Genomic DNA, 26,766 nt, shown 5'->3' on the forward strand with positions numbered 1-26,766 from the left:
TTTCTAAATATTCAAAACTACAATGATATTTTCAAGGCTGTGTACTGCCCTCAAATCAGGAATAATGGTAACTATTTCAGGAATATGTATAAGTACCGCGTTAAAAAATAGCCAGACCTTTGAACAATTAAATAAAATGCCATGCCAATAAAACTTTTTGTGCTGCCTTTATTAAATGCGCTTACTCTCACAAATTGGGTCTTTACACAGGCGGTGAAAGACACTGTATAGAAAAGAAGAAGACGTATCAGGCAATTGAATTGCATATTTTCTCTACTGGAAACCATGGTCACGCCGCCACTTATGAATAATATAACAGCTATTACAATACCTTTTTGAATGATATTATGAATACAGTACAGCTTACCGAATTGAATGTCAAAGAACAATATATCGTATTAGTAGCTTCTTATACGGCAAGCGGCAATCTGGCACCACTGAAAAACGCGCTGTATGCGGGGCTTGATGCAGGATTAACCATTAACCAGATCAGGGAAGAACTGGTTCAGTTATACGCCTACTGCGGTTTTCCGCGTAGTCTGAACGGCATAACCACGTTAATGTCAGTGCTGGAAGAACGAAAATCAAAGGGTCTAAAGGATGAGGAAGGAGAGCCGCCGACACCCGTTATCGGCACAAATGACAGCAGATATAACACCGGCAAGAAAACGCTGGAAGTCCTGACAGGACGGGCTCAGAACGGCCCTTTGACCGGAGCTAACGCTTTTGCACCAGGCATCGACGCTTTCCTTAAAGAGCACCTGTTTGCAGACATTTTCGGCAGGGGCGTGCTTACATATGTTGAGCGCGAACTGGTTACGATTGCTGCATTGTCAACCCTCCCCGGACTGGAAGCGCAATTGCAGGCGCACCTTGGCATGGGCATGAACGCCGGTCTTACAGAAGCCAAATTGGAACAGGTATTTAAATGCCTCGAAGCGGCTATTGGTAAACAGCAGGCTGACATAGCCCGATCTGTACTGGTAAGGTTAAAGACAACGAATTGACGCATAAATTACATCATCTATGGCAACCACCTACCATTTTAACAAACCAATCTTCAGGGCATTATTAAGCAGACTATTTTGTATTGCAATGTTACTTTTTTTTACTCACGATGCTTACGCGCAAAGAGATAAACGTATGATTCGTATGGCCAAAATTGAAGTAGATACGAATCAACTTGAGGCGTATCATGCGGCGCTCCTGGAGCAGATGCATACCGCCATCAGGAAAGAGCCGGGAGTATTGAGCTATTATGCGGTAGCAGACAAAAAAGATCCGTCGAAGATAACGATTATGGAGATTTATGCCGACAGTGCGGCTTATAAAAGACACATCGCAACAACTCATTTCAAAAAGTATAAGACTACCGTGGAGCACATGGTAAAGAAGCTCGAACTGGTGGACCTGAATTTCATCGGGAGCGCAAAGCAACCAGGATTATAGATTATTTAAACGAAATTATGGAAACGAGAAAATTGGGAAAAAGCAGGCTCGAAGTTTCCGCTTTGGGCCTGGGATGTATGGGCATGACCTTCGGGTACGCGCCATTTCCTGAGAGAAAGGACATGATTACTTTGATCCGTAAGGCGGTGGACATGGGCGTTACTTTTTTTGATACAGCAGAAGTATATGGCCCTTATAATAATGAGGAATTGGTTGGAGAAGCGTTGGAACCACTTCGCAACCGGGTAGTTATCGCTACGAAATTTGGTTTTGCACCTGCTGGTGAAAGTGAATCCAATAGCAAGTGGAACGCTTTAGACAGCAGACCTCAGCATATAAAAAAAGCCGTTGAAGGTTCCCTAAAGCGATTGCGCACGGATGTGATTGATTTGCTGTACCAGCATCGTGTTGATCCGCAGGTGCCAATAGAAGATGTCGCGGGCACCGTAAAAGAATTGATTGTGGAAGGTAAGGTCAAACATTTCGGTCTGTCGGAAGCAGGCGTTAATACCATCCGCCGTGCACATGCCGTGCAACCGGTTACTGCTCTGCAAAGTGAATATTCTCTGTGGACCAGAACGCCGGAAACCGAAATCATTCCTGCTCTGGAAGAATTGGGTATCGGTTTTGTGCCTTTCAGTCCGCTTGGAAAAGGTTACCTGACGGGCAAGATTGACGAGCACACCAGCTTTGAAAGCGGTGATATACGCAGTATAACACCGCGTTTTGCGGCTGAAGCCCGCATTGCTAACAGGGCGCTGGTTGCCTTATTGGAAACCATTGGTCTGGAAAAAAATGCAACTCCGGCGCAAATTGCCCTAGCATGGTTGCTGGCGCAAAAAGACTGGATAGCGCCTATCCCGGGTACAACTAAATTGCCACGTTTGGAAGAGAATATAGGAGCAGCAGCAATAGAACTCACAGCAACAGATCTTCAAAAGATACAAGAAGCCGCAGCCAGGATTACGATACAAGGTGCACGCTACCCTGAAGCTGCTGAAAAAATGACCGGGTTATAAATCTATAGACGAAAATTTAAAAAATGAATAACATGAAAAATATGCCATCGATAGCATTAGGTACCTGGTCGTGGGGAGCAGGTGTGGCCGGAGGAGATCAGGTTTTTGGAAATAACAGTAATGCTGAAAATCTAAAACCTGTCTTTGACGCCGCGATGAACGCAGGCCTTAACTTATGGGACACTGCTGCAGTTTATGGGATGGGATCCTCCGAAACCATATTGGGTAAATTCATCAAGCAATATCGACGCGAGGAAATCCTGTTGTCAACCAAATTTACACCACAGGTAGCCGGTCCTTCTGATAACGCTGTTGAGGAAATGTTAGATAGTAGTTTGGAACGTCTTGGCACCAACTATATCGATATTTACTGGATTCACAATCCGACTGATGTAAGAAAATGGACACCGCTATTAATTCCGCTCATAAAAGGCGGAAAAGTAAAAAGTGTAGGCGTATCCAACCATAACCTCGAAGAAATTAAGCTGGCAAACAGTATCCTGGCTGAGGCAGATTGTAAAATTTCAGCCGTTCAAAATCACTATAGCCTACTTTACCGGTCGTCAGAAGAAGCTGGTATCCTTGATTATTGCAAGGAAAATGATATCAATTTTTTTGCATACATGGTTTTAGAACAAGGTGCTTTATCCGGAAAATACAATAGCCGGAATCCGCTTCCGGAAGGCAGTGGCAGGGGGCAGACCTATAATAAAGTGCTTGCCCAGCTGGAAGACCTGACTAATGCCATGAGGGATATCGGCAACAGTAAAAACGCATCCGTAGCGCAAATAGCCATGGCCTGGGCAATCGCAAAAAACACATTACCCATTATAGGCGTGACCAAGGTCCCGCAAGTTGAGGAGGCGCTGATCGCTTCAAAAATCTCGTTAAGCAAGGATGAGATTGATGAAATTGAGACATTGGCATCAAAGGCCGGAGTCGATACACGCGGGTCATGGGAGAAATTAATGGTTTAACCCAATACTTGGGCAAAGTTTTCTGCAGAAGATTTAGAAAGCAGTAAGTTGACGAATCGATGATAACCGTTGTAAAGTCATGAAAACAGAAGAATTAAATAAAATAGATCAGGCAGACGACCTTCATATATCTCCCTTTCGTGAGAACGGTCAGACATACGGAACTCCAACCTGGATTTGGGCAGTTGTTGTTGACGGCGAGTTGTATGTAAGAGCCTATCATGGCGTCCGTTCCACATGGTATACGGCCGCCCTGGAACAAAAAGCGGGCCGCATACATGCAGCCGGAATGATCAAAGAAGTGGCTTTTGAACCGGTGACAGGTGACATCAATGCAAAAATCAGCGATGCCTATAAAAAAAAATATTACGGCAGCCCTTATTTGGCAACTATGGTAAGCACCCGGGCTGCTGAAGCAACGGTGAAAATCATTGCACAATAGGTTCGAAAAGGCAATTATATGATGAACATCCTGTAATAGACTATTTTGCAAATTAATACTAAGCCGAAAATTAATGAGAACAGGTGAATTTAGGGCGTTTAAAATAGAAAGTCTTGATAATTACAAACCTTCCTTTTCCAGGAAGGACGTGTATAGAATCTGTTTTGTTAAAGGTCAAAGCAGATTCTATTTTTCTGATAAAATTATCGATATAGATGGGGTATGTTTGTTTTTTGGCAATATTAACACGCCCTATTCGTGGGAGGTCGTTTCGAAAGAGCAAAGCGGGTACGGGTGTTTGTTTACAGAAAGTTTTTTGAGGGGCACAGAATATTCCGAAAGCATTCAATCTCAATCCATTTTTAACGCATGGAATGTTCCGGTTTATACGTTGACGGACGAGAAGAAAATAGGCGAAATTGAATTCTTCTTTAGCCGGATCATCGAAGAGAGCATTGGCGAATATATTAACAGAAATGACATGATCAGGAGTTTTATTAGTATTCTGTTACATGAAGCACTAAAATTGAATGCTGCTACCAACGGTACCAAACTATCGGGTGGCAAAATTGCATCCGAAAGAATCTACTCCCAATTTCTGACATTGCTTGACAGGCAGTTCCCAATTCATGATAAGACTACCCCGATTCGATTGACGACAACGGCAGACTTCGCCTACCGCTTAGGTGTACACCCCAACTATCTGAACCGGGCAGTTAAGAAGGAAACCGGAAAAACAATACAAAAGATAATAACCGAGCGAATCATCACAGAAGCGAAGATCTTATTATATCATGCGGACTGGAGCATATCCGAAATTTCCTACGCCCTTGGTTTTGAATATGTTTCATACTTCGATAAGGTATTTAAAAAAATTACAGGTGTAAACCCGAATGGCTACAGGAAACCGGAATTAATAGAAAGCATTTCATCGATAGGTGAACTCCGGGCCTTAATTTAGAAATTGGTACATCTGCTTACAGACAATCTGCAACATCAACGCTATGATAAAGAAAATAATCACTATCTGGGAACATTTCACTTCGAAAGAATCCTTAAAACGGGTCCTTGATTTTAATACTAAACAAATTGGCGGAAGTTCATCCCGAGACAGGCGTTGCGTTAATCTGTTCATTGCAATAGTTTGCTTTTGTATTCCTTTTTACACGCGGGCGCAATCTTCACTGCATTCATTTAAGCTGCAACAGGTTACGCTGCTTTCCGGAGTGTTTAAAGATGCACAGCTAACAGACAAGGCATACATACTGGCTTTAGATCCTGATCGTTTACTGGCCCCTTATCTCACCGAAGCGGGAATTAAGCCCAAAAAGAAAAATTACGCAAACTGGGAAAATACAGGATTAGATGGCCACATCGGCGGGCATTATTTATCGGCCTTGTCATTTATGTACGCCTCCACCCATGATGCGGAGTTAAACAGGCGACTGGATTATATGCTGGCCGAGTTAAAACGCGCCCAGGATAAAACAGGCAGCGGTTACCTGGGAGGCACTCCCGGTGGTACCGCTATGTGGAAGGATATAGCCGCAGGTAAGATTGAAGCTGATACCTTCGCCCTTAATAAAAAATGGGTGCCGCTTTATAATATCCACAAGCTTTTTGCCGGCTTGCGCGATGCTTACGTGATTGCCGGCAAAAATCAGGCAAAAGAGATCCTGGTACGGCTAACAGATTATATCTATGGTGTTTCGCTCAAACTGACTGATGAGCAGATCCAAACCATGCTCATATCAGAACAGGGCGGCTTAAATGAAGTATTTGCCGATGTATCAGTTATAACCGGACAGGATAAATATCTCACATTAGCCAAAAGGTTTTCGCACAAAGATATCCTAAACCCATTGATCCAGGGGCATGACGAGCTCAATGGACTGCACGCCAATATGCAGATCCCGAAAGCCGTAGGTTTCCAGCGCATCTCCGAAGTTGGCGGCGATGCCGATTATGGCAAGGCTGCTCAGTTTTTCTGGGAAACGGTAGTAAATAACCGTTCGGTAGTAATAGGCGGCAACAGTGTAAATGAGCATTTTAACCCAACGGGCAATTTCACTAAAATGATCACGGATATTGCTGGCCCGGAAACTTGTAACTCCTATAATATGCTTAAACTAACCCGCCACCTTTTTGAAAAAGGGGCCGACGTTAAGTACATGGATTTTTATGAGCGGGTATTGTATAACCACATCCTTTCCAGCCAGCATCCGGGGCATGGCGGCTTTGTTTATTATACCTCCATGCGCCCGCGGCACTACCGCGTTTATTCTCAGCCACAGGTTGATATGTGGTGTTGTGTTGGTTCGGGCATGGAAAACCATGGCAAATATGGCGAGCTCATCTATAACTATCAGCAAAAAAACCTGTATGTAAACCTGTTTATTGCTTCCCGCCTAAACTGGGCGGCGCAAGGACTTGTCCTTTCGCAGCAAACCAAATTCCCGGATACAGAAACTACCAAACTTACAGTCGAGGCAGTAAAACCCGGCAAATTTGATATTAACATCCGTTATCCTCATTGGGTAAAAACCGGCAAACTGCAAATCAAAATCAATGGAACAAATGTACCTGTTGATGCTCAGCCTGGCTCCTACGTAAAGCTTAACCGTGCATGGAAAAAAGGCGACGCAATAGAAGTGCGTTTGCCAATGGAATTAAGTACAGAGGCTTTGCCGGATAGTTCGCACTATGTAGCATTTTTGAATGGGCCTATCGTATTGGCAGCCAAAACTGATACTACGGATCTTGATAACTTAATTGCAGATGGAGACCAGTTTGGCGGCTATCGTGCACGCGGCAAAATGTACCCGCTAAATGAGGCACCTATATTGGCAAGCAACGAGGCTAATCTTCAAAACTATCTGAAACCTGTTACCGGAAAACCTCAAACCTTTATTGCGCCTGAACTGATCAGTCCTGACAAATTTAAAAACCTGGAACTGATACCCTTTTACAAACTGCATGATGCGCGCTATATGATCTATTGGCACCAGGGCGCACTGAATAACAAGGGGGGTAAATAAGGGCATTAAATTTTTGATATCCAAAGCCAGACCAATGAGCCACCACAAGGGTAAGCGCATGTCTGCAACATCGACGCTATGATAAAAAAAATAATCACTATCGAGGAACATTTTACTTTGAGAGAAATCTCAAAACGGGTCATTGATTTTAACACTAAACAAATTGGCGGAAATTCTTCCGCCAACGGCATTCAAAAAGAGTTAATGGCCCTGGTGTTGCCCACACCAGATGATATTGAAGATGTTGGTGAGCGCCGGATAAAATTTATGGACGAAAGCGGTATAGATATGCAGCTGCTATCGTATGGTGGCAGCAGTCCTCAGAATGTTGCTGACATAGCATTGGCTATAGAATTATGCAAAGAAGCTAATAATGAGTTAGCTGATTTTATAAAACAGCGCCCTGCAAGGTTTGGCGGCTTTGCTGTTTTACCAGTGATGGACGTAAATGCTGCATGCGAAGAGTTAGAAAGAGCTGTAAACGAATTGGGGCTAAGAGGGGCCATGATATCCGGAACTTGTAATGGCCGTTTCTTTGACGAGCCTGCTTTCTTTCCTATATTCTCAAAAGCCGAGGTCCTCGGTGTGCCCATATATATGCATCCGGCGATTATTCCTAAAGCCATCGCCGAACATTATTATCAAAGCGAAAACTGGCCGGCTGTTGCAGGTGCTATGTTTGCTTCAGCTGGATATGGATGGCATTTAGACTCCGGGATCGGTATTCTGAGATTAATAGCCTCGGCAATATTTGATAAATTACCCGATCTTAAAATAATTTCAGGTCATTGGGGGGAACTGGTGCCTTTTTTCTTAAACCGGTTAGACGATCAGTTAGGAAAAACCTTACAATTGGATCGTAAAATCTCTGATTATTATCGAAGCAATATTTACATAACCCCAAGCGGGCTCTTCTCTGAATCACAATTGCAATTTGCTATTTCTGAAGTTGGAGCAGATCAGATCATCTATTCAGGCGACTATCCATTTCTGATTGATAAAAGGACGAAGAGCTTTCTCGAAAATGCATCGATTTCAAATGAAGCGAAAGAAAAAATCGCATATAAAAATGCAGAGAAATTATTACGTTTGTAACATATGATTAATACCTAAAGCCTAAGGTGTCTAATAAAATTCTAAACAAACAACCATAAATCCCTTACCTTGCTGCTAAACCCTTAAAAAGTCCTGTGGGCAGGAAAATTGGCCGCATTCTTGAAATGTGTGGTATTAAACAAGAAGCACTGTCGGCCGGATCAGGCGTAAGCCAACAAACAGAGTCACGCATCAAACAGAGCGAAAATATTAAGGATCAGGTCTTAAAAACGGCCGCTCAAATTTTAGGAGTGACGGCAGATGCCATTGACCTTTTAAAATGGTATAGAGAAAACTACCTTACCCAAAGCGCCGTGTTTAATTATACTGTTGTATGCTTCCTTAAAGTCTGACATGGGATAAGTCTTGCTAATGTAGATATCAGCACCTTTTAATATATTATTGGCCAATTCATTTAAGCTATTTGTGTCTGATTGCATTAAGAGAATTTTATATTTCTTTTTAGAAATAATATTATTTGAAAATGAATGTACGAAATTCCATAAAGATGGGGTTACGGAAATATAGTTTGATTCAGGCTTCATTATTTTTTTAGCTTGCCTGAACGATAATTTTGCAGAGAGTTCAATAATAACATCAAATTGCTTGTTTATTTTCGCCACATCTTCTTTGTTGTAATCAATTATAAAATCACTGCCCCATTTTTTTAAAAGATGATGCCCTTTGACGCTTGAAACAGCTGTAACAATAGCTCCCTGACTTTTAGCAATCTGTATAGCAAGCATGCCCACCCCGCCAGACGCACCATTTATCAAAATTTCTTTCCCTTTAATGCTTTTACCGCTTGTATTGAGTGCCTGTAAAGCTGTAAGTCCAACTGTTGGTAATGCGGCGGCCTGGGCAAATGAAAGATAATCAGGCTTCTTAGCAAGTTGCTTTTCGTTTACTATTACATATTCAGCAAGAGCCCCCTCTTTGAAAGGATTTATTACGCCAAATACATCATCTCCAACTGTAAAATTTTGTATATTTTGCCCTATACTTTCTATTGTTCCGGAAAAATCACAACCAATGGATTTCGGGAACTTTCTGCCCGACATCAGTTTAACCTCACCCATTACAATTTTCCAGTCAATGGGGTTAATAGAAACCGCCTTCACCTTAACCAAAATTTGGTTAGTGTTTGGGATGGGCTTATTCATATAAACGGAATGTAAAACATCTACACTGCCGTATTGTTCATAAATTATTTTCTTCATTTAATTAACTTAAGTTGTTAGCTGGGTAGTTGGACTTCAGGTATTCCCCGTGACTACTGATTTGATAACATCTGATCTACCGGTTTACTAAGCATCTTCAGAGCAAATTGAGGTGCAACTCTGCTAATTATTTTCAAAAGATTTGCTAGTCCCGGCCGTATCTCCTTTTTGTCATTTTGTAGCCCTTTCAGTATGACGTCTACCAATTTGTCAACTTTCATCATCGGTCCGGTTTCGGCCGAACCTACAAAGTTGTCCTGCAGCGGGGTGTCTGTGCCGGGTGGTGCTATTTCAAACACCTTAATACGGGTATTCTTTAATTGAACACGTAATGCTTGCGTATATGCGTGCAAGCCGGCTTTTGTCGCGCTGTATACAGGCGATATTGGAAAATGGACAAACGCCAGTCCGGAGGATACGTTGATTATAGCCGCTGATGGTTGGGTCTTTAAAAGTGGAAGAAATTGTTGCACCATTCGCACAGGGCCAGAAAGGTTAGTTACTATCTCACGATTGATATCTTGCAGATTAATACTCTCGTCATGCAGGTTAAGGTTTCGCATAATTCCCGCATTATTTATTATAATATTAAGCCCGGGAAAATCCTTTACAATAGTTTCATAAAGTTTCAATATATCATCAGGATTACTTACATCACTCTGAATAATGTGTAGTTTATTAAATTGTAGTTTAACCTGTTCAAGTTTTGCCAAATTGCGGCCGGTGATAATTACCGTATTACCAAGTTTTGACAGCCTTGAAGCCAACTCAAACCCTATTCCGCTGGAGCCACCGGTTATAAGAATTATATTTTCACTCAGTACCATAATTTCTTTTAGCATTTATAGTACAAAGGTGATACGTCATATACCTTAGCTGTTTATAAGTTTGAATCCATTTTTTATAAAATTCAAACTAAGATCGAAATTGAAGTGGTGTTAACAGGGCTTGTTTTTTAAAAAAGCCGGAAAAATAGGATATTTCTTCAAAACCCAGGCAATGGGCAATTTCAGACACACTCCAATCGGTTTGCTTCAATAGCATCTTAGCCTCCTGGACTACTCTGTTGCCTATGACCTCAGTTGTTGTTTTGCCTGTATTTTCTTTTAAAGCCTTATTTAAATAGTTTACATGTACGGATAATCTCTCTGCATAATCTTTTGCGGATCGCAACTGCAGCTGCTGATTGCGTGAATTTATAGGAAATTGGCGTTCCAGTAATTCAATAAAAAGAGATGATACCCGTTCCAGAGATTTATTCGGTATATACGAGGTAGTTGACGGTTGTAGCTTTTGTCCGAAATGAATTAATTCTAACATGTAATTCCGAATCAGATCATATTTGTAAGGATAATAGGACCCAATTTCCGCTTGCATTTTTTTGAATATTAATTCAACACCGTCAGCTTCATCATCAGATAAGAAAAAAACGGGATAACCGCCGGGCTTAAAAATGGGTAAGCTATCTAAACCTACGTTATTCCTGTTTGAGTTTAAAAAATCGCTTGTAAAAACGCAGAAATAACCTTCCTGATTCAAATCCTTCGGGCACCAACTGTAAGGGATTTTGGGACTCGCAAATAATAGCGCCTTATGCTCAATGTCAATAACCTTATCTGCGTATTCGGTCCTTACGCGTCCATTAATAAGATTAATCTTATAGTAAGTCCGCTTGTCGTAAGGTCTGATTGGTTTTTTCTTGGTTCTTTGCATTAATTCCTTTACAGAAAAGACGTTGAAATGACCAATGTCTTTATTAATATCAGCGGGCAAGATTTCGTGCATGCCAAGACTCGTATCTTTTTCAATTGTTTTATATAAATCCTCAAGATTTTCCATCGGCTAAAATTTCCATATTTAAAGATAGTAGTTATGGTTTGTATTCCCGAAAGCAGTTCGGTAACCAGGTGTTTTTTACATTCAAATAGACATTGGTATTGAATTATTACCCACCTGATAGTATCATCAGTACCACCCCAAATTCGCAGGAACCACAGCGGGAAGAATCATTGTTTTAAATTTCAAGCAAAATGGTTTGAAATTTATAAATTTTGGTGTGAATCCTCTTAACACTCCAATGTCCGGCTGGTGTAGTTTTGCTTCAAGAAATAGCATAAAATAATGAACACGATATTAGTTAATTCCACTTTAGGTAAAGTGGAGCACATTGAGGAGATTTTACCAAGAGAGTTTGCCGTAGTGACCAAATGGAAAGAAGAAGGCATTTTAGCACATCTTTTTATTAAGGAAGCCGCGGGTGGAGCGGTATTGGTTTTTAACGAAACTGATCTGGCCAAAGTACAAGCGCTGGTCTCTCAATTGCCACTGTTCCCTCATTTTGAAAAAACCGAATACACACTTTTAGAAAAACAATTCTAAATCATGAAAAAAGTATTATTCGTTGTTACGAGTTGTAACGAAAAAGGGGATACAAAAATTCCGACAGGATATAATTTGGCCGAGGTTACCCACCCATTGGCTGTGTTGGAAGAAGATGGTGTCCATGTAGATATAGCGTCTATTAAAGGTGGGAATGCGCCATTGGATGGACTGGAAGATTTTAATGATCCGATCATAGCCAAGTATTGGGCAGACCCGGCTTTTCACAACAGGATAGAAAACACACTTAAACTTGAGGCTGTGGAGACCAAAGCTTATGATGCCATATTCTTTGCCGGTGGGCACGGCACGATGTGGGACTTCCCGGAAACGCCGGCAGTACAGAACGCGATTCGGGAGATTTACGAAGCAGGTAAGATCGTTTCTGCTGTTTGTCATGGCCCCGCTGCACTGGTTAATGCGAAATTGAGCGATGGCAGCTACCTGATCGATGGTAAAAAGCTGGCCGCATTTACCAATGACGAAGAGGAGGAAGTGCAATCTACCAACATCGTTCCTTTTCTGTTGGCTGACGCCCTGGAATCCCACGGTGCATTATACCAGTATGCACCAAATTGGAATAATAATACCGTTGTTGATGGCCGCCTGATCACGGGGCAAAATCCGCAATCGGCCTCGGGTGTAGGAAAGGCGCTATTAGCTGCTTTGAACCAATAGACATAGCAATGAAACGCATATCCATTATTTATTTCACGGGTTCGGGCAGCACGGCCAAATTCGCGGAAGCGGTCGCCAGGGGTGCGGCATCGGTTTCGGGTGCAGATGTAAAATTAGTTGCTATCGATAGTGCCGACATTGTGAATGGCCGCTACACCAACAACCAGGTAATTGATGATCTGGACGAAAGCAGTGCCATCATTTTTGGAACGCCTACTTATATGGGCGGATGCGCAGCTCAATTCAAAGCTTTTGCCGATGCGACCGTCGCAAGCTGGTATCAGCAGAAATGGCGAAATAAAATTGCAGCTGGTTTCACCGTATCGGGCACGCCCAGCGGTGACAAATTGAGCACCCTGCAATACCTGCAGACGCTGGCTATGCAGCACGGTATGATCTGGATCGGTTCGGGCGAACTGCCTATGCAGCCTAACGGCATAAATCGTCTCGGAACCTGGCTCGGTGGTATGGCTCAATCTGTCCACGATGATACGAACCTGATCCATGCCGAAGATTTACGTTCAGGAGAGTTATTTGGAGAACGGGTAGCCGCATTTACAATCGGAAATAATTAGATCATACGCTAAAAATACAGAACCTGACATTATGAAAAAGCCCACTTCATTTAAAAACAAAGACCTGAAACTTGCAGCTGAACTGCATCTTCCGGATAATTTCACTGAGAGCCAAAAATACCCGGCCATCGTCTGCATTCACCCGGCTGGCGGAGTTAAGGAACAAACTATCGGGCTATATGCCTCGCGGTTGGCCGATTGTGGATTTGTAGTATTGACCTTTGACGCTTCGTACCAGGGCGCCAGCGAAGGTGAACCGCGGTATTTAGAGGAGCCGACAGCAAGAGTGGAGGACGCCCGCGCCGGCGCTGATTATTTATCGACCCTTTCTTATATTGATATGAATCGCGTGGGGGTATTCGGGATTTGTGCCGGTGGCGGCTACGCCATTAGTGTTGCACAAACTGAACATCGTTTTAAAGCAGTAGCAACAGTCAGCGCTGCCCCCATGGGCGAAGGGTTCCGGAATTTTCTTGGGATTGAAACACCGATACCCACGTTGTTGGATATGCTGAAAAAAACGGGTGAGCAACGGAGTGCCGAGGCTAACGGCGCAGAACCCCTTTACATGCATTGGGTACCGGAGACAAAAGAAGTGATTAATGAAAACACGCCCGACCTATGGCGGGAAGGACACGATTACTATAAAACCCCTCGCGGACAGCATGCAAATTCAGTGAATAAATATCTGTTCAGCAGCACAGACCGGATGATTGCCTTTTCCGCCTTCGATCAAATAAGCACACTTCTTACGCAACCCATGCTTTTAATAGCCGGAAGTAAGGCCGATACCAAGCTTTTCAGTGACCAGGCCTATAAACTTGCCAAGGGACAGAAGGAATTATTCGTAGTTGATGGGGCAACACATATTTCAATGTACGATACACCGGAGTACGTGGATCAGGCGATTGGAAAGCTGAATGAATTTTATGACCAGTACTTGTAAATACACGCCTCGGTAAAATCTAAAAATACGAAGCCCTGAAGAAAATTTTATTATAGAGTACATACCGTGTAAGTAATTGTGCTTTTAATAAAGGATTTAATACAAATCCTTTATTAAAAGCACTTGTATTTAACATCTTTTTTAATAGGAACTGTCGTTAATGCGCACAATGACTGTCAATGATAATATAAAAAATAAAGAACTTACCAAGCGCAAACTAGTAATTGCCGTCGGGGAAATACTTAAATCTGAGGGCTATAAAGGATTGGGAGTCAATCGCATCGCCAAACAAGCCGGCGTTAACAAGAAATTAATTTACAGATATTTTGGTAATGTTAATTATCTTATTGAAACCTATGTTATTGAAAACGATTACTGGTTAACCTTTTCCAAAAAACTCCTTGAACAGGTAAAGAAGGAAGCGCCGCCCACTACGCAGACTTTTATCGCGAATCTGCTAAAGAACCAGTTCAATTATTTCCTTAATGAAAAAGAGATGCAGAGGTTAATTTTATGGGAAATATCTACCAGCAGTGCATTAATGAAAAGCATCCACAATGCCCGCGAGGCGGCCGGGCAAGGTCTGTTGGAAATGACAGATGAACATTTTAAAGACAAACGGGTAAATTTCCGGGCTATAGCAGCGCTACTGGTGGGTGGAATTTATTATATAGTATTGCATATTCAATCCAACGGCGGTCAATTCTGTGACCTCGATATCAGTTCTCAAAGTGCGCAGACGGAGGTTATGCGTGCGATCGACCAGATTGTTGGCTGGGCATTTGAAAAAGCCTGATGAAAAGCCATGTCCTCAAGATCTATTCTTAACGGTTTTTTGAATCCCTCTGCACACCTCTTTTATGCGGCACCCCACCCTTATTAGTCTGCTTCACGCAGTTTAGTTACACTCAAACTACGAGTTACAGACGCCTGCCTGGTGAAAAATAATTTTGTTATAATTAAATAATACAACGTCCGCTCAGGTTGTCATTTTATCATTTCGGTTAATCGCAATTTTGAAGCCCGATAAATCAGAATGTTATGGATACAACAACACAAGAACGGGCAAAGATGTCCGCTATGGTTCCCAACCGGAACCAAATACTCACACTCGGTGACCTCGTAGAATTTAAGGAAGATATGCTGCAGGAGGTTAAGCGTATCATGAAAGAATGCGTTAGCGGTGCGCCCGGCAAAAAGTGGCTCAAGTCCGCTGAGGTGAAAAAGCTCCTAGGGATTTCTCACGGCTTCCTGCAATCATTAAGGGATAGCGGTGTGCTGCCTTTCACTAAGATCGGCGGCTCCATTTATTACGATTATGAGGATATCACCTTTATGATGTCGGCCAACAAAAGCGCCTGAGTGACCACCAGCCGGTTCTGCAAATAGCAGACCGGCTTTTAAATTCAATACGATGTTATTTAAACGTAAAGCAAAAAGGATACCTGCTGAACGCAGAACCGTTCCACAGCCGGAAGGGATCACTCAAAAAGGTTTCGGCACAGAGATGCCGCCGCAAAAATGCCTGGTCGATATCTATTTCGATCAGAAAGGTTTTCCGGGACAGGCCGGCGCATTCTATGATTTCTATGAAATGGCCCAATGGTGTAGTCCGAAGGGTACGCCCTACCGCAACTGGAAGTTGCTGGCCGGAGATTGGATCTTTAGCTATGAACAGGAACAAAAACTAAGGAAGCGTCTGCGGGAGAACATGTTAGCCGGCACCGTCCGACCTTCTATTTAACTGTCATTCTATAATTACAAAAATCAACAATTATATAAATCTATCAGCATGGCAAAGATCATCACCATAGCCCACCAAAAAGGTGGCGTAGGCAAAAGCACATTAGCGATTAACCTGGCTTTATGTTTTCAGGATCAGTTATCGGTGGCGCTTGTGGATACCGACCTTCAGGGAAGTTTATACCAGATGCGCGCAGACTTCCCGGACCTGGCGATCATCGGCGCAGATCAGTTTACCGATATTCAGAAACTGGCCTATGACCTGGTTATTGTCGATACACCGCCTTACCTGTCCAATCGTTTACCTGAGCTATTTCGTCATTCTGATTTTATCCTGGTGCCTACCAAAGCAGGATTTTTTGATGTGATGGCGATCCGCTCGACCATTGCCCTGATCAGCGAGGCTATAGCCGCCACGCCGGGCGTCAGGGCCGGTATTGTGCTCAATATGATCAAACCACGTTCAGGTATTACCCAGGACGTATGCGGCTTACTCGAAAGCATGGACGTGCAATTATTGAAAACGGTTATCCATGACCGGGTGAGTATCGCGCGCTCAACCATGACCTCCGGGATTTTGCAGAGCAGTGACCGGAAAGCGAAAGCTGAGATCACCGCGCTGGCGGAAGAAGTTGTGGAATTGATCAGCGCTTAACGCCACCTTTTTATTTAGCTGTCATGCTATAATTATAAAGACCTGCATTTATAACATTTTAGCTTTCTATCTATATAGCAATCTAAAAAGGTAGAAACCTATACTTCTACAACTCTATAGGTGATAGATATCCTATAGAATCCTATAAGTAGAGAACCCGACGCGATGGAAAACTATAAAAATAAATTAGGCGGCCTGGCGGTCAAATTGAAACAGGAAAAGCCGAGAACGCCTATCCAGGAAGTCCAGCCTGTAAAGACGATAGCGAATGTTAAGGTGGCCGAGGTACAGTTTAATAACTGGATACCCAAGAGCCTGTTAAAGCGGATCAAAACATATGGTGTGGAGCATGACCTCTCATTAAAAGATATCAATATCCGTGCACTTGAGCTTTATCTCAGCCATAAGGCGAAGCCGGAAGAAACAACAAAAGATGCCCTATAAAGACTGACAGCAGGATAAAACTGCCCGCTTCGCAGCAGTTAGCAAGATGTACAATTGTGTCACAATTGAATCTTGCCCCGGCCTCCGCAGTCGGCCACGGTCCAGGCAAAAAGCCTCCGGAGTCGGCTTTTTAAAACAGGAAACAATGGATAAACAGGAAGATAAACGCATCCGCTGGAAGAACCTGCGGTTTAAACCGGAAGAGTACCAATTGCTCGAAACACGGTTCAAAAAGACGCGCTTCCGCAAGTTAAGCGAATATATGCGCAGCGTGCTTTTGGAAAAACCCGTCACCGTCAATTACCGGGACAAAGCGATGGATGAGGTGCTGGAAGAACTCGTCCTGCTGCGGCGCGAACTGAATGCGATCGGTAATAACCTGAACCAGGCTGTTTACCAGATCAATGCGGCGCACGGCAATGCGGACGGACGGCTATGGGCCGGCCTGCTCCATACCATTCATAGCCAGGTCGAGCCGGCCATCAATCAGATCAAAGAAAGAATGAACCAATACGCGGATCTATGGTCGCAAAAATTAAAAGCGGTAAAAGCCTGATGGGTGCGCTGAACTATAACGAGAACAAAGTAAAACAGCATAAAGCCGAACTGATCGATGCGGCGGGCTATATCAAAGACCCGGCCGACCTCAGCTTCTATGATAAACTCCTGCGGCTGACCGATCTCGCTGAAAGAAATGAACGTACTAAAACCAACACCGTACATATCTCGCTGAACTTCGCTAATGGTGAAGCGCTGCCCGCGGGAAAGCTGCAGGCGATTGCCAGAGATTATATGCAGGGGATCGGCTTTGAAAACCAGCCCTATTTGGTTTACCGGCACATGGATGCCGGGCACCCGCATTGTCATATCGTGACCACCAATATCAAAAGCGACGGCCACCGCATCAGCCTGCATTACCTGGGACAGAACGAATCGGAAAAAACGCGCAGGGCCATCGAGGTCAAATATGAGCTGATCCGGGCCGAAGAGCAGGCCAAACCAAAGCCTGATCTGAAAGCTGATGTTTCAGCTGCCGAATATGGCAAAACTGAAACCAAACGTACGATCACCAATATCCTGGCTTACGTCTTAAGGGCTTATAAGTTCACCAGTGTTCCCGAACTCAATGCCGTTCTCGGGCAATATAACATCCAGGCAGGTCGGGGCAGCAAAGATTCCCGCATGTATGCGCATGCAGGATTAGTTTATTGGATACTGGATAAACAGGGCAACAAAATCGGTGTGCCGGTCAAAGCCAGCACGATCTATGGTAAACCGACGCTGAAAACACTGGAGGAAAAATTCAGGCTCAACGCGCAACTGCGCAAGCCCTTTAAAGACGACCTCATCAAGATACTGGCAACGACATTAACTAAACCGCTGATTCAGCGTGATTTTCAAAAAGCGTTGCGGGAACAAGGTGTTCAGTGTATACTTCGTAAAAATGAGGAAGGGCGTATCTACGGCGTAACTTTTATCGACCAGAAAAACAAGGCGGTATTCAACGGCAGCGATTTAGGTAAGGCGTATAGTGCCAATCAACTCAGCGCACTATTATTACCCGATTCCGTTAAACCTAAATTCCCATATCAACATGAAGCTCAGCAGAGCAATGAGTCCAGCCAGACATCCGCAGGCGACGAACTGATCGATGTGTTGTTTGCCGCTGAGCGCGAAGACCTGGCGGCGCTAAATAAATTCAAACGCAAAAAACGTAAAGGACTTAATCTCTAAAACTATGCAAACCGGAGAAAACGAACAGGCATTGCGCAAGATCATTGATTTTACCAGGCTACTAAGCATCGCCATACTGATCATTCATTTTTACCTATCCTGTTATTCAGCATTTCAGGAACTGAAATTAACGCATAAGGTCGTCGACCATATCCTGGTGCCGCTATCCAAAATGGCCGTATTCAAAACAGCATTTATTGCCAAAGCTAGCGCGTTGTTATTGCTCATAGTATCGCTGGTCGGCAGCAAAGGCAAGCGTGATGAAAAAATCAGGCCCAAAACTATTGTTACCTATTGCCTGACCGGCTTGCTTATTTATTTTTTCAGCAGCTATCTACTCCGCTGGCCATGGCTTTATATCGGAGCCACCGCATTTGGTTACCTCTTATTTATGACGGGCGGCGGGTTATTGTTCCGGATGCTAAAAGTCAAATTGGGCGGGGATATTTTCAATAAGGAGAACGAAACGTTCCCACAGGAAGAAAGGCTGCTCGAAAACGAGTACTCCATCAATCTGCCGGCCAAATACAAATTGAAAAGCAAAGAGCGGGACAGTTGGATCAATATCATTAACCCGTTCAGGGGTACATTGGTCGGCGGCAGCCCTGGTGCCGGTAAATCCTATTTCGTGATCCGGCACCTCATCACCCAGCATATCAAAAAGGGCTTTAGTATGCTGATCTATGACTTTAAGTATGATGATTTGTCCCGCATCGCTTATAACGCGTTACGCCAACACGGTGGCCGCTCATTTTATGTGATTAACTTTGAAAATATCATGCACCGCAGCAATCCCCTGGAACCGGATACCATGCTGGATATTACGGATGCCATAGAGTCCAGCCGGACGGTCATGCTGGGTTTGAACCGGGAATGGATCAAGAAGCAGGGTGACTTTTTTGTCGAATCACCGATCAATTTCGTTACGGCGCTGATGTGGTTCCTTAAAAAATACCAGGGCGGTAAATATTGCACTTTACCGCACGTCATTGAGTTATCCTTAGTAGAATACAAACACTTGTTCGGAGTGCTACAGAGCCAACCCGAAATAGAAGTATTGATCAATCCCTTTATCTCGGCCTGGAAGAATGAAGCTTACGAGCAGTTGGAGGGACAGATCGCCAGCGCCAAGATCAGTTTGGCCCGGCTATCATCACCGCAATTGTATTATGTGCTTAGCGGTAATGATTTTTCGTTGGACATTAATAATCCGGACGACCCGAAGATCGTTTGTCTGGCGAACAACCCGCAGAAATCGCAGGTCTATGGCGCGGTATTGTCGCTGTACATTAACCGAATCAATAAACTCGTGAATAGAAAAAATCAGCAGAAATGCAGCCTGATCTTCGATGAGTTCCCGACCATCTATTTCAACGGTATCGATAACCTGATCGCGACTGCAAGGTCAAATAAAGTGGCGGTGACTTTGGCGGTACAAGATTATAGCCAGCTCAAAAAAGACTACGGCCGCGAACAAGCAGAGGTCATCATGAATATTGTCGGCAATATTGTTTGCGGCCAAGTCACCGGTGATACCGCCAAACAACTTTCGGAAAGATTTGGCAAGATCAACCAGGTTAAAGAAAGTATCTCCATTAATGCCACAGACACTTCGGTGAGCCGGTCGACGCAATTAGATTATGCCATCCCCGCTTCCAAAATAGCAGGTTTATCGTCGGGTGAATTTGTCGGCATGGTCGCTGATGACCCCACCAACAAGATCGACCTCAAAGCCTTTCATTGTCAGATCCAAAATGACCACGAAGCCATTTCGCTGGAGGAACGCACCTACCGGGCCATCCCTGACGCCAGAAAGATTTCCAATACCGAGATCCAAATGAATTATCAACGGATCAAAGGAGATATTAAAGAACTGGTCGAGCAACTCGCCAATATGCATAGCTAAGGCTGCTCAGTTACCAGGTCACCAATGCTGATGTGGAACAGCCCGCAGATCTCGGTCAATGTTTCCAGGGTCAGGTCGCGGGTATCGGACAACCAGGCCAGCAGTTCGTTCATTTCCACCCGTATACGGTCGCCGAATTGCAAACGGTTCAAGCCGGTTTCAGCAAACAAATGATCTATACGGGCACCTAAAACCAACCGATGTTCACGGTGAAGCAGATCAGCAGCGCATACTTTGTCTAAAAGACGACCTAATAAGGTCAAACCATTTGCTGTTTTCATAGCATCGTATTAAGATGAATTACCCTTCAATTGTGAATCCTGTTTACAGCCCGACGGTGTCAGTCACGGAGTTTGGCCAACTTTTCAGCTACAACCTGTAACAGGCCTGTATTGACCGTAGCTGCCGGTCCTTCGGCCAGCGCCCGATAACCGCCTTCTTCATCCGGCTCAAAAGTAAAGGTCGTCTCATCAATCAATACGGCAATCCGGTGGGTATAGCCCCAACGCTCAAAGCGCGCTTTAAACTCGTGCTCCGTGCCTTGAAAAGCAACCCGTATGACAAAAGTCTCGTTCATGCCGCTAAAATAACAGTTCCGTATATTCTGGCAGCCTCCTGTGGAAATAAAGCTGGATCCTGTGGCACCTGTTTCACATACAATTCCGTTTCCAGTAAAGTGGTAAAAAAGAAATCTACCGCATTTTTTAAAGTTACGAGATCAACCTCAACTGCCTGGAAAACGTAAACTTTATCGGAGATAAATCCGCCCTTGATACGATAAAGCGTTGCCAAACAATAAGCGGTTCCTTCCGCTATTTTTACTTCTTTCCGGTCATTCACTGATATCCGAAGATCGGAATCGGTGTCCGCAATTACCGTCCTGTTATCCGCTGTTAAAACCTGATCAGCCATAGTCCCTCAATTATGCTTACAAATTTATGCTAAAAATATTAGTATTTTAAAATGTATTCATCATTTTGTGGAATGTATTATGCCGGGAAATTTCACGAACAATTACAAAGAGCCCTCTCCGATTGGGTCTGGAATAATGAAAAATTGCGGCGTAAGGTCCCCCCTCACAATTTGAAGTACTTGTTTGAATTTCCCCCCAACCGGGGATTACACATCGGGCTACTAAAAACAATATCGAAAGATTCTAAAAACCTAAAAATCAAAAAATTGCATTTTTTTTATCAAAATAGCATTTTATGCACCAATTCGCAACAAAAAAGGGGCGAATTCGGTGAGTGCCTAAATGGTAAAGGAAGTACGTCTAAAACGAAGTTTTTGTGACCGGTAAACATGTTGAAGCAATTTACCCTGTTTTTCAATGTCGTTGGTACTATTACCATCTCTGGCCTATTTCCTAATACTCTTTTCCCAAACCGCCCAAGTTTAGTTTCCTAAAATGCGGTTAAATAACAGAACCTGCATTGCTAATAAATTGTATTTTAAACAATTAAATTTCTTTTTAGGGATTTATTAATGATATCTTTAAGATTATTTACCAGCAATCATAAACCAATATTTACGCCGAATACCACCATGAAGCTCAGGGCTTTATTTTCACTCCTGTTAATGAAGTTTACATTAAATTATGTAAACGCGCAAAATAACCAGTTTCGGTTTTCCCATCTCGATATTAATGCAGGCCTCTCCCACAACCAGGTAAACTGTATTTATAAGGATAACAAGGGTTTTATGTGGTTTGGTACCCTATCGGGCTTAAATAAGTATGATGGTTACAGTTTTAAAACTTTTAAGCATGTTGCCGGCGATACTACTACGTTAGATGATGATTACATTGTAAGCATAAACCCAGGGCCCGAAAATAAGCTGTGGATAGAAACCCGTACGGGCTTTAATATTTATGACCCCGCTACCGAAAAGTTCAGCAAAAACCTGAAGGATTTCATGTACAAAATTAAGGTATACGACACCTACATTTTAGCCATAAAAAAAGACAGATTAGGCAATTTCTGGTTTTTGGAGCATCACAAAACACAGGGGCTCTTTAAGTATGACCCTGTAACAAAAGAAACTATTAACCTGCTTCATAAACAAGGTGATAACACATCTATTTATTCAAACCTGGTTACCGATCTGTCGGTTGATTCAAAAGGAAATATATGGCTCATATCAAGCGCCGGCGTATTGGAGCGGCTGGATCCTAAGAGTTATAAGGTTAATTACCGATTGAAACTTGAGCAACTGCCGGCGGCATTAAGTACCACTTATAAAATTTTTATTGATAAGCAGGATGATATCTGGGCCTTTGTGCCCAGTTATTCAAAGGGTGTATTTTTCATTAGCCCCAAAACCAAAGTAATTAAACATATTTTAAAAGCGACGGGCAGTATAAATACCGATGTCATATCTGATGTTATCCAGGACGATAAAAACAGGATTTGGATTGCCACAGATCATGGGGGGATTAACATACTTAACAAACAGGATTTTACAACGCAATACCTGCTTAATCGGGAAGATGATGATAAAACGGTAGGTCAAAACAGCATCACCTGTGTTTATGTGGATGATATAGGCATTATCTGGTGCGGCAGTTATAAGCGGGGGATAAGTTATTATCACCAAAACATTATAAAATTTGCCAGCTACACGCATCACCTGTCGGATAAAAGCAGCCTGCCATTTAGCGACGTAAATAGTTTTGCTGAAGATAAACTGGGCAATATATGGATAGGCACCAACGGCGGAGGGCTGATTTACTGGGACAGGAAGACAGGTAGCTTTAAACAATACCTGCACAACGCTGCCGATAAAAACAGCCTTACCAATAATGTTGTAGTAAAGCTATTTATTGATCACGAACAAAAGCTGTGGATAGGCACGTACTATGGCGGCCTTGATTGCTTTGATGGCAAGGTATTTAAGCATTACAGGCATAGCGATGCCAACGCAAACAGCATATCTGAAGACAGGGTTTGCGCCATAACTGAGGATAGCGACCATAACTTGTTGGTGGGTACCTTATCGGCTGGTTTAAATGTGCTTGATAAAAACAGGAATGTGGTTGCCGCATACCGGTTTGACGGAGACATGAACAAAAGTTCCATCCACTCCAATTACATCAGTTCGGTTATTGAAGACAGGCGTAAAAATTTATGGATTGTTACGGCCTACGGCTTAGATCTTTTAGTAAAAAAAGATCACCAGTTTTTGCATTACTTACATGACGAAAAGGACCCCAACAGCCTCATTAACAACAACACCAATAATATACTGGAAGACAAAGATGGCCTGATTTGGATAAGCACCCGCGAAGGCATCAGCATATTTGATTATAAAACCGGAAAATTCACCAATATTAATAAGCTTGATGGCTTGCCCGATAATACAGTGATTGATATGCAGGAGTTTAGCCGTAATAATATATGGGTAAGTACTCCTAATGGTTTATCAAGCATTTTTATCGATCGTTCGGCAGGCAAGCTCAAGTTTCGTTTTGTTAACTATAACGAAACAGAAGGGCTACAAGGGCGGGAGTTTACCGAAAACTCATCGTACAAAACCAAGACAAGGGAGCTGCTGTTTGGAGGCGGCAATGGGTTTAATATTTTCAAAACTTCAAATATCCTAAATAACACCAATCCGCCAAATTTGGTCTTTACCGATTTGCAAATCTTTAACCAGTCGGTAAAGGTTGGTGATAAGGTGAACGGTTCGGTAATATTAACGCAGTCTATCGTGGATTTAAAAGACCTTAAGCTAAAATATAATGACAACGTTTTTGCTATAGAATTTGCGGCTCTTAATTATTTTAACCCCAATAAAATAAATTACCAATACCGAATGGATGGATTTGATAAGCGGTGGATAAACGCCGATAACAAGGTTCGCAAAGCCACTTATACCAACCTGGACCCGGGCGACTATGTGTTCAGAGTTCGCGCTGGCAACAACGAAAGCTGGAACGGGAAGGAACTTACGTTAAATATCAATATATCGCCGCCATTTTGGAAAACCACCTGGGCTTACATCTTATATACATTATTGGCGGTAGGCTCATTGTTATATCTAAGAAGAAGAGGCATCCAAAAAATACGTACGCAATTTTCTATCGAGAAGGAGCGGGAAGAGGCGCAGCGGATGCACGAGCTGGATTTAATGAAGATTAAATTTTTCACCAACGTAAGCCATGAGTTCCGCACGCCCCTATCGCTTATTATGGCCCCGGTGGACAAGATCCTGAAACAAATTGCCGAACCTGAAGTGCAACGGCAGCTGATGCTGGTAAACCGTAATGCCAAACGCCTGCTAAACCTGGTAAATCAATTGCTTGATTTCAGGAAGATGGAGTACCAGGAATTAAAACTGCATAAGATGAACGGCGACATTATTGGCTTTATAAAAGACCTTTCGCTTGCATTTACCGATGTGGCCGATCAAAAAAGTATCCGTTTTATTTTCGATTCAGAAATAGATACCTACTACACAAGCTTTGACCATGATAAAATAGAGCGGATCATGTTCAATTTGCTCTCAAATGCCTATAAGTTTACCCATGAGGGAGGGCAGGTAAGCGTTTTAATTAACCTGATTGATAAAAAGGATACTGGTGAGCATTTGTTAGAAATAAGGGTTATTGACACAGGTATCGGCATTGCTGCCGATAAGCTGAACCGGATCTTCGATCCCTTTTTTCAGAACGACCTACCCGGATCAATGCTTAACCAGGGCAGCGGCATAGGCCTATCTATAACCAAAGAATTTGTTAAGCTGCACGAGGGGGAGATATATGTTGAGAGCGAATTTAACCAAGGCAGTTGCTTTACGGTATTATTGCCGCTGGTGCAATTGGATATCAGTGTTTTAACAGATACGATGATGCCGTTTGAACATTCCACTGAACTTTCTCCGTTATATAGTTTGCCCAAAATCGACTCCCTAAAAGACAACAGGGATAGCAAAAGGCCAACAGTGTTATTGGTTGAAGACAATGACGATTTCAGGTTTTACATTAAAGACAATTTAAAGTCGGCATTCAACGTGATTGAGGCCGAAAACGGAAAAAAGGGCTGGCAAAAGGCCCTGGCGCAACACCCTAACCTGATTGTAAGCGATATCAGCATGCCCGAGATGAACGGTATCGACCTTTGTTTAAAAATAAAAAATGATAAACGAACCTCGCACATCCCGGTAATACTATTAACGGCCTTAACAGGCGAAGACCAGCAATTAAAGGGATTAGAAACCGGTGCAACAGATTACCTTACCAAGCCTTTTAACTTCGAGATACTACAATCAAAAATCAGGAATATACTGAGCCAGCAGGAAAGCATGCGTAAAACCTATACCAAACAGGTAGAGGTAAGCCCTACTGAAATGCATATCGATTCGCCGGACGAGCAGTTTATGAAAAAGGTACTAATTTTGATTGATAGTAATATCTCCAACCCCAATTTCTCGGTCGAGGAATTGAGCAACGAAGTTTTTGTAAGCAGATATACCCTATACAAGAAAATCCTGGCCATGACGGGCAAAACCCCCAACGAGTTGGTTCGGTCGATGAGGTTGAAACGCGCCGCCCAGCTATTGGAAACCGGCCATTTAACCATCTCGCAGATTTGCCATAAAGTAGGCTTCAAAAGCCAGAAATATTTTGTAAAGATGTTTAAAGCCGAGTACAATACCATCCCTTCAAAGTACGCTGAGGCTGCTGAAGAGATAGAATCTTAGCGTGGTGTAAGCCTTATAATGACATGTTTTTAATATGTCGAGGATCCATCAGGATGATCCTGAAAAAAATGGGGATGACGAGCAACGAAATATAGTTAAACCAATGTCCAAAACTACCGTCATTGCGAGGCACGAAGCAATCCCAAACTATGTGGGACTTAGCATGTCGGGGATTGCTCCGTGCAATGCCATGGTTGTTGTGAGGCTCTAAAATTAACATCTCATCCCAATTTCTTCCGGTTTAACTGATCGTGCCTCGTAATAACCCTCTTTTTTAATTATCGCCCCTAAGTGAGTTCAAACAATCAAATCATAAACCTTTTCAAAGGCGATACCGCGTGTCAAAATGTAACACTTTTTTTACGCATCAGCAACAAAGCGTCATCCCGAAAGCCCCGTAAAATAGCCTGTTGACCTCGTTAAAGTGATACTATTTTTTCAGTTCAAAATGTAATGCTAAATCGTTTATGGGGATACATTTGTAACTTCTGCACGTCAATTTTCAATAAATATCTTTAGTTTAATCAATTAAATAATTGATAATCAATATCATATACAAGGTTGACATTTGTACCCCTATTTATCCACAACCGGGTTTGGTTTCGCATATAATTTTACCCTCATTATAAACATGTATTAATGCCCGGCAATAATATTGCCCAGTTTAGTATAAACCTGATAAGCGTATATAACCAATTTTATTAAAGCAATTGTTTGTCATTTATTGATGGGAACAACAGGCGCATAAACATTGATGATTTTCATT

General features: G+C 42.9%; 27 protein-coding genes. 21 read left to right on the forward strand and 6 right to left on the reverse strand.

What is annotated here, in order from left to right; all coding sequences use genetic code 11:
- Positions 1-347 precede the first annotated feature (347 nt).
- From PQ469_RS14075 to PQ469_RS14110, 8 genes are all read left to right on the forward strand, one after another.
- Positions 348-1,007 (forward strand): carboxymuconolactone decarboxylase family protein, encoded by a 660-nt coding sequence (locus tag PQ469_RS14075; RefSeq protein ID WP_274213524.1) that lies wholly within the window; start codon positions 348-350, stop codon positions 1,005-1,007.
- Positions 1,008-1,026: 19 nt separating this feature from the next.
- Positions 1,027-1,449: a putative quinol monooxygenase gene (locus tag PQ469_RS14080; RefSeq protein ID WP_274213525.1), complete on the forward strand. Its 423-nt coding sequence runs from the start codon at positions 1,027-1,029 to the stop codon at positions 1,447-1,449.
- Between the two features lie 17 nt (positions 1,450-1,466).
- Positions 1,467-2,468: an aldo/keto reductase gene (locus PQ469_RS14085; protein WP_274213526.1), complete on the forward strand. Its 1,002-nt coding sequence runs from the start codon at positions 1,467-1,469 to the stop codon at positions 2,466-2,468.
- A gap of 32 nt (positions 2,469-2,500) precedes the next feature.
- A complete protein-coding gene (locus tag PQ469_RS14090) occupies positions 2,501-3,445 on the forward strand; it encodes an aldo/keto reductase (RefSeq protein WP_274213527.1) in 945 nt (314 codons plus the stop codon).
- Positions 3,446-3,524: 79 nt separating this feature from the next.
- Positions 3,525-3,887 (forward strand): DUF2255 family protein, encoded by a 363-nt coding sequence (locus PQ469_RS14095; RefSeq protein ID WP_274213528.1) that lies wholly within the window; start codon positions 3,525-3,527, stop codon positions 3,885-3,887.
- 73 nt (positions 3,888-3,960) lie between these two features.
- On the forward strand, positions 3,961-4,848 hold the full coding sequence (locus tag PQ469_RS14100; RefSeq protein ID WP_274213529.1) for a helix-turn-helix domain-containing protein: 888 nt from the start codon (positions 3,961-3,963) through the stop codon (positions 4,846-4,848).
- A 43-nt stretch (positions 4,849-4,891) separates the two neighbouring features.
- The gene (locus PQ469_RS14105) at positions 4,892-6,925 is read left to right on the forward strand and encodes a glycoside hydrolase family 127 protein (RefSeq protein WP_274213530.1); all 2,034 of its coding nucleotides are present in this window, start codon (positions 4,892-4,894) and stop codon (positions 6,923-6,925) included.
- A gap of 78 nt (positions 6,926-7,003) precedes the next feature.
- A complete protein-coding gene (locus tag PQ469_RS14110) occupies positions 7,004-8,020 on the forward strand; it encodes an amidohydrolase family protein (protein WP_274213531.1) in 1,017 nt (338 codons plus the stop codon).
- A gap of 275 nt (positions 8,021-8,295) precedes the next feature.
- Here PQ469_RS14110 and PQ469_RS14115 read toward each other — a convergent pair whose 3' ends face one another.
- The 3 genes from PQ469_RS14115 to PQ469_RS14125 form a co-directional block, all read right to left on the reverse strand.
- Positions 8,296-9,240, reverse strand: a complete 945-nt coding sequence (locus PQ469_RS14115; protein WP_274213532.1) for an NAD(P)-dependent alcohol dehydrogenase — start codon at positions 9,238-9,240, stop codon at positions 8,296-8,298.
- Between the two features lie 53 nt (positions 9,241-9,293).
- Positions 9,294-10,082 carry an SDR family oxidoreductase gene (locus tag PQ469_RS14120; protein WP_274213533.1) on the reverse strand — a complete coding sequence of 263 codons (789 nt, stop codon included), beginning with the start codon at positions 10,080-10,082 and terminating at the stop codon, positions 9,294-9,296.
- 73 nt (positions 10,083-10,155) lie between these two features.
- Positions 10,156-11,079: a helix-turn-helix domain-containing protein gene (locus PQ469_RS14125; RefSeq protein WP_274213534.1), complete on the reverse strand. Its 924-nt coding sequence runs from the start codon at positions 11,077-11,079 to the stop codon at positions 10,156-10,158.
- A 282-nt stretch (positions 11,080-11,361) separates the two neighbouring features.
- Between PQ469_RS14125 and PQ469_RS14130 the strand changes: the two genes are divergently transcribed.
- The 12 genes from PQ469_RS14130 to mobC all read left to right on the forward strand — a co-directional run bounded on the left by PQ469_RS14130 (position 11,362) and on the right by mobC (position 20,300).
- A complete protein-coding gene (locus PQ469_RS14130) occupies positions 11,362-11,619 on the forward strand; it encodes a hypothetical protein (protein WP_274213535.1) in 258 nt (85 codons plus the stop codon).
- 3 nt (positions 11,620-11,622) lie between these two features.
- Entirely contained in the window at positions 11,623-12,297 is a 675-nt protein-coding gene (locus PQ469_RS14135) for a type 1 glutamine amidotransferase domain-containing protein (protein WP_274213536.1), read from the forward strand.
- An 8-nt stretch (positions 12,298-12,305) separates the two neighbouring features.
- A complete protein-coding gene (locus tag PQ469_RS14140) occupies positions 12,306-12,872 on the forward strand; it encodes a flavodoxin family protein (RefSeq protein WP_274213537.1) in 567 nt (188 codons plus the stop codon).
- A gap of 31 nt (positions 12,873-12,903) precedes the next feature.
- Positions 12,904-13,818 (forward strand): alpha/beta hydrolase, encoded by a 915-nt coding sequence (locus tag PQ469_RS14145; protein ID WP_274213538.1) that lies wholly within the window; start codon positions 12,904-12,906, stop codon positions 13,816-13,818.
- 169 nt (positions 13,819-13,987) lie between these two features.
- A complete protein-coding gene (locus tag PQ469_RS14150) occupies positions 13,988-14,614 on the forward strand; it encodes a TetR/AcrR family transcriptional regulator (RefSeq protein WP_274213539.1) in 627 nt (208 codons plus the stop codon).
- A gap of 245 nt (positions 14,615-14,859) precedes the next feature.
- Complete coding sequence (locus PQ469_RS14155) at positions 14,860-15,180, forward strand: helix-turn-helix domain-containing protein (RefSeq protein WP_274213540.1); 321 nt, start codon at positions 14,860-14,862, stop codon at positions 15,178-15,180.
- Between the two features lie 52 nt (positions 15,181-15,232).
- A complete protein-coding gene (locus PQ469_RS14160; protein WP_274213541.1) occupies positions 15,233-15,562 on the forward strand; it encodes a hypothetical protein in 330 nt (109 codons plus the stop codon).
- Between the two features lie 48 nt (positions 15,563-15,610).
- On the forward strand, positions 15,611-16,216 hold the full coding sequence (locus PQ469_RS14165; protein ID WP_274213542.1) for a ParA family protein: 606 nt from the start codon (positions 15,611-15,613) through the stop codon (positions 16,214-16,216).
- A 165-nt stretch (positions 16,217-16,381) separates the two neighbouring features.
- The gene (locus tag PQ469_RS14170) at positions 16,382-16,660 is read left to right on the forward strand and encodes a hypothetical protein (RefSeq protein WP_274213543.1); all 279 of its coding nucleotides are present in this window, start codon (positions 16,382-16,384) and stop codon (positions 16,658-16,660) included.
- A 145-nt stretch (positions 16,661-16,805) separates the two neighbouring features.
- A complete protein-coding gene (locus tag PQ469_RS14175; protein WP_274213544.1) occupies positions 16,806-17,216 on the forward strand; it encodes a plasmid mobilization protein in 411 nt (136 codons plus the stop codon).
- Entirely contained in the window at positions 17,183-18,394 is a 1,212-nt protein-coding gene (locus PQ469_RS14180) for a relaxase/mobilization nuclease domain-containing protein (RefSeq protein WP_274213545.1), read from the forward strand. Before PQ469_RS14175 ends, PQ469_RS14180 begins: the two co-directional genes overlap by 34 nt.
- A 4-nt stretch (positions 18,395-18,398) precedes the next feature.
- Positions 18,399-20,300, forward strand: coding sequence for a conjugal transfer protein MobC (gene mobC / locus PQ469_RS14185; protein WP_274213546.1), 1,902 nt, complete (start codon positions 18,399-18,401; stop codon positions 20,298-20,300).
- On the opposite strand, the gene PQ469_RS14190 is transcribed toward mobC, so the two are convergent.
- The 3 genes from PQ469_RS14190 to PQ469_RS14200 are packed head-to-tail and all read right to left on the reverse strand — an operon-like array spanning position 20,297 to position 21,212.
- Positions 20,297-20,581, reverse strand: coding sequence for a hypothetical protein (locus PQ469_RS14190; RefSeq protein ID WP_274213547.1), 285 nt, complete (start codon positions 20,579-20,581; stop codon positions 20,297-20,299). The two genes, mobC and PQ469_RS14190, sit on opposite strands and share 4 nt — an antisense overlap.
- A 59-nt stretch (positions 20,582-20,640) precedes the next feature.
- Positions 20,641-20,877, reverse strand: a complete 237-nt coding sequence (locus PQ469_RS14195) for a hypothetical protein (RefSeq protein WP_274213548.1) — start codon at positions 20,875-20,877, stop codon at positions 20,641-20,643.
- Complete coding sequence (locus PQ469_RS14200; RefSeq protein WP_274213549.1) at positions 20,874-21,212, reverse strand: hypothetical protein; 339 nt, start codon at positions 21,210-21,212, stop codon at positions 20,874-20,876. Before PQ469_RS14200 ends, PQ469_RS14195 begins: the two co-directional genes overlap by 4 nt.
- A gap of 666 nt (positions 21,213-21,878) precedes the next feature.
- Here PQ469_RS14200 and PQ469_RS14205 point away from each other — a divergent pair.
- A complete protein-coding gene (locus PQ469_RS14205; RefSeq protein WP_274213550.1) occupies positions 21,879-26,000 on the forward strand; it encodes a hybrid sensor histidine kinase/response regulator in 4,122 nt (1,373 codons plus the stop codon).
- Positions 26,001-26,766 lie beyond the last annotated feature (766 nt).

The sequence above is a fragment of the Mucilaginibacter sp. KACC 22773 genome (genome assembly GCF_028736215.1).
In the GTDB taxonomy this organism is placed as follows: domain Bacteria; phylum Bacteroidota; class Bacteroidia; order Sphingobacteriales; family Sphingobacteriaceae; genus Mucilaginibacter.

Coding starts and splice junctions, on each gene's coding strand:
- PQ469_RS14075 (WP_274213524.1), top strand. CDS start 348: ATGAATACAGTACAGCTTACCGAATTGAATGTCAAAGAACAATATATC.
- PQ469_RS14080 (WP_274213525.1), top strand. CDS start 1,027: ATGGCAACCACCTACCATTTTAACAAACCAATCTTCAGGGCATTATTA.
- PQ469_RS14085 (WP_274213526.1), top strand. CDS start 1,467: ATGGAAACGAGAAAATTGGGAAAAAGCAGGCTCGAAGTTTCCGCTTTG.
- PQ469_RS14090 (WP_274213527.1), top strand. CDS start 2,501: ATGAAAAATATGCCATCGATAGCATTAGGTACCTGGTCGTGGGGAGCA.
- PQ469_RS14095 (WP_274213528.1), top strand. CDS start 3,525: ATGAAAACAGAAGAATTAAATAAAATAGATCAGGCAGACGACCTTCAT.
- PQ469_RS14100 (WP_274213529.1), top strand. CDS start 3,961: ATGAGAACAGGTGAATTTAGGGCGTTTAAAATAGAAAGTCTTGATAAT.
- PQ469_RS14105 (WP_274213530.1), top strand. CDS start 4,892: ATGATAAAGAAAATAATCACTATCTGGGAACATTTCACTTCGAAAGAA.
- PQ469_RS14110 (WP_274213531.1), top strand. CDS start 7,004: ATGATAAAAAAAATAATCACTATCGAGGAACATTTTACTTTGAGAGAA.
- PQ469_RS14115 (WP_274213532.1), bottom strand. CDS start 9,240: ATGAAGAAAATAATTTATGAACAATACGGCAGTGTAGATGTTTTACAT.
- PQ469_RS14120 (WP_274213533.1), bottom strand. CDS start 10,082: ATGCTAAAAGAAATTATGGTACTGAGTGAAAATATAATTCTTATAACC.
- PQ469_RS14125 (WP_274213534.1), bottom strand. CDS start 11,079: ATGGAAAATCTTGAGGATTTATATAAAACAATTGAAAAAGATACGAGT.
- PQ469_RS14130 (WP_274213535.1), top strand. CDS start 11,362: ATGAACACGATATTAGTTAATTCCACTTTAGGTAAAGTGGAGCACATT.
- PQ469_RS14135 (WP_274213536.1), top strand. CDS start 11,623: ATGAAAAAAGTATTATTCGTTGTTACGAGTTGTAACGAAAAAGGGGAT.
- PQ469_RS14140 (WP_274213537.1), top strand. CDS start 12,306: ATGAAACGCATATCCATTATTTATTTCACGGGTTCGGGCAGCACGGCC.
- PQ469_RS14145 (WP_274213538.1), top strand. CDS start 12,904: ATGAAAAAGCCCACTTCATTTAAAAACAAAGACCTGAAACTTGCAGCT.
- PQ469_RS14150 (WP_274213539.1), top strand. CDS start 13,988: ATGACTGTCAATGATAATATAAAAAATAAAGAACTTACCAAGCGCAAA.
- PQ469_RS14155 (WP_274213540.1), top strand. CDS start 14,860: ATGGATACAACAACACAAGAACGGGCAAAGATGTCCGCTATGGTTCCC.
- PQ469_RS14160 (WP_274213541.1), top strand. CDS start 15,233: ATGTTATTTAAACGTAAAGCAAAAAGGATACCTGCTGAACGCAGAACC.
- PQ469_RS14165 (WP_274213542.1), top strand. CDS start 15,611: ATGGCAAAGATCATCACCATAGCCCACCAAAAAGGTGGCGTAGGCAAA.
- PQ469_RS14170 (WP_274213543.1), top strand. CDS start 16,382: ATGGAAAACTATAAAAATAAATTAGGCGGCCTGGCGGTCAAATTGAAA.
- PQ469_RS14175 (WP_274213544.1), top strand. CDS start 16,806: ATGGATAAACAGGAAGATAAACGCATCCGCTGGAAGAACCTGCGGTTT.
- PQ469_RS14180 (WP_274213545.1), top strand. CDS start 17,183: ATGGTCGCAAAAATTAAAAGCGGTAAAAGCCTGATGGGTGCGCTGAAC.
- mobC (WP_274213546.1), top strand. CDS start 18,399: ATGCAAACCGGAGAAAACGAACAGGCATTGCGCAAGATCATTGATTTT.
- PQ469_RS14190 (WP_274213547.1), bottom strand. CDS start 20,581: ATGAAAACAGCAAATGGTTTGACCTTATTAGGTCGTCTTTTAGACAAA.
- PQ469_RS14195 (WP_274213548.1), bottom strand. CDS start 20,877: ATGAACGAGACTTTTGTCATACGGGTTGCTTTTCAAGGCACGGAGCAC.
- PQ469_RS14200 (WP_274213549.1), bottom strand. CDS start 21,212: ATGGCTGATCAGGTTTTAACAGCGGATAACAGGACGGTAATTGCGGAC.
- PQ469_RS14205 (WP_274213550.1), top strand. CDS start 21,879: ATGAAGTTTACATTAAATTATGTAAACGCGCAAAATAACCAGTTTCGG.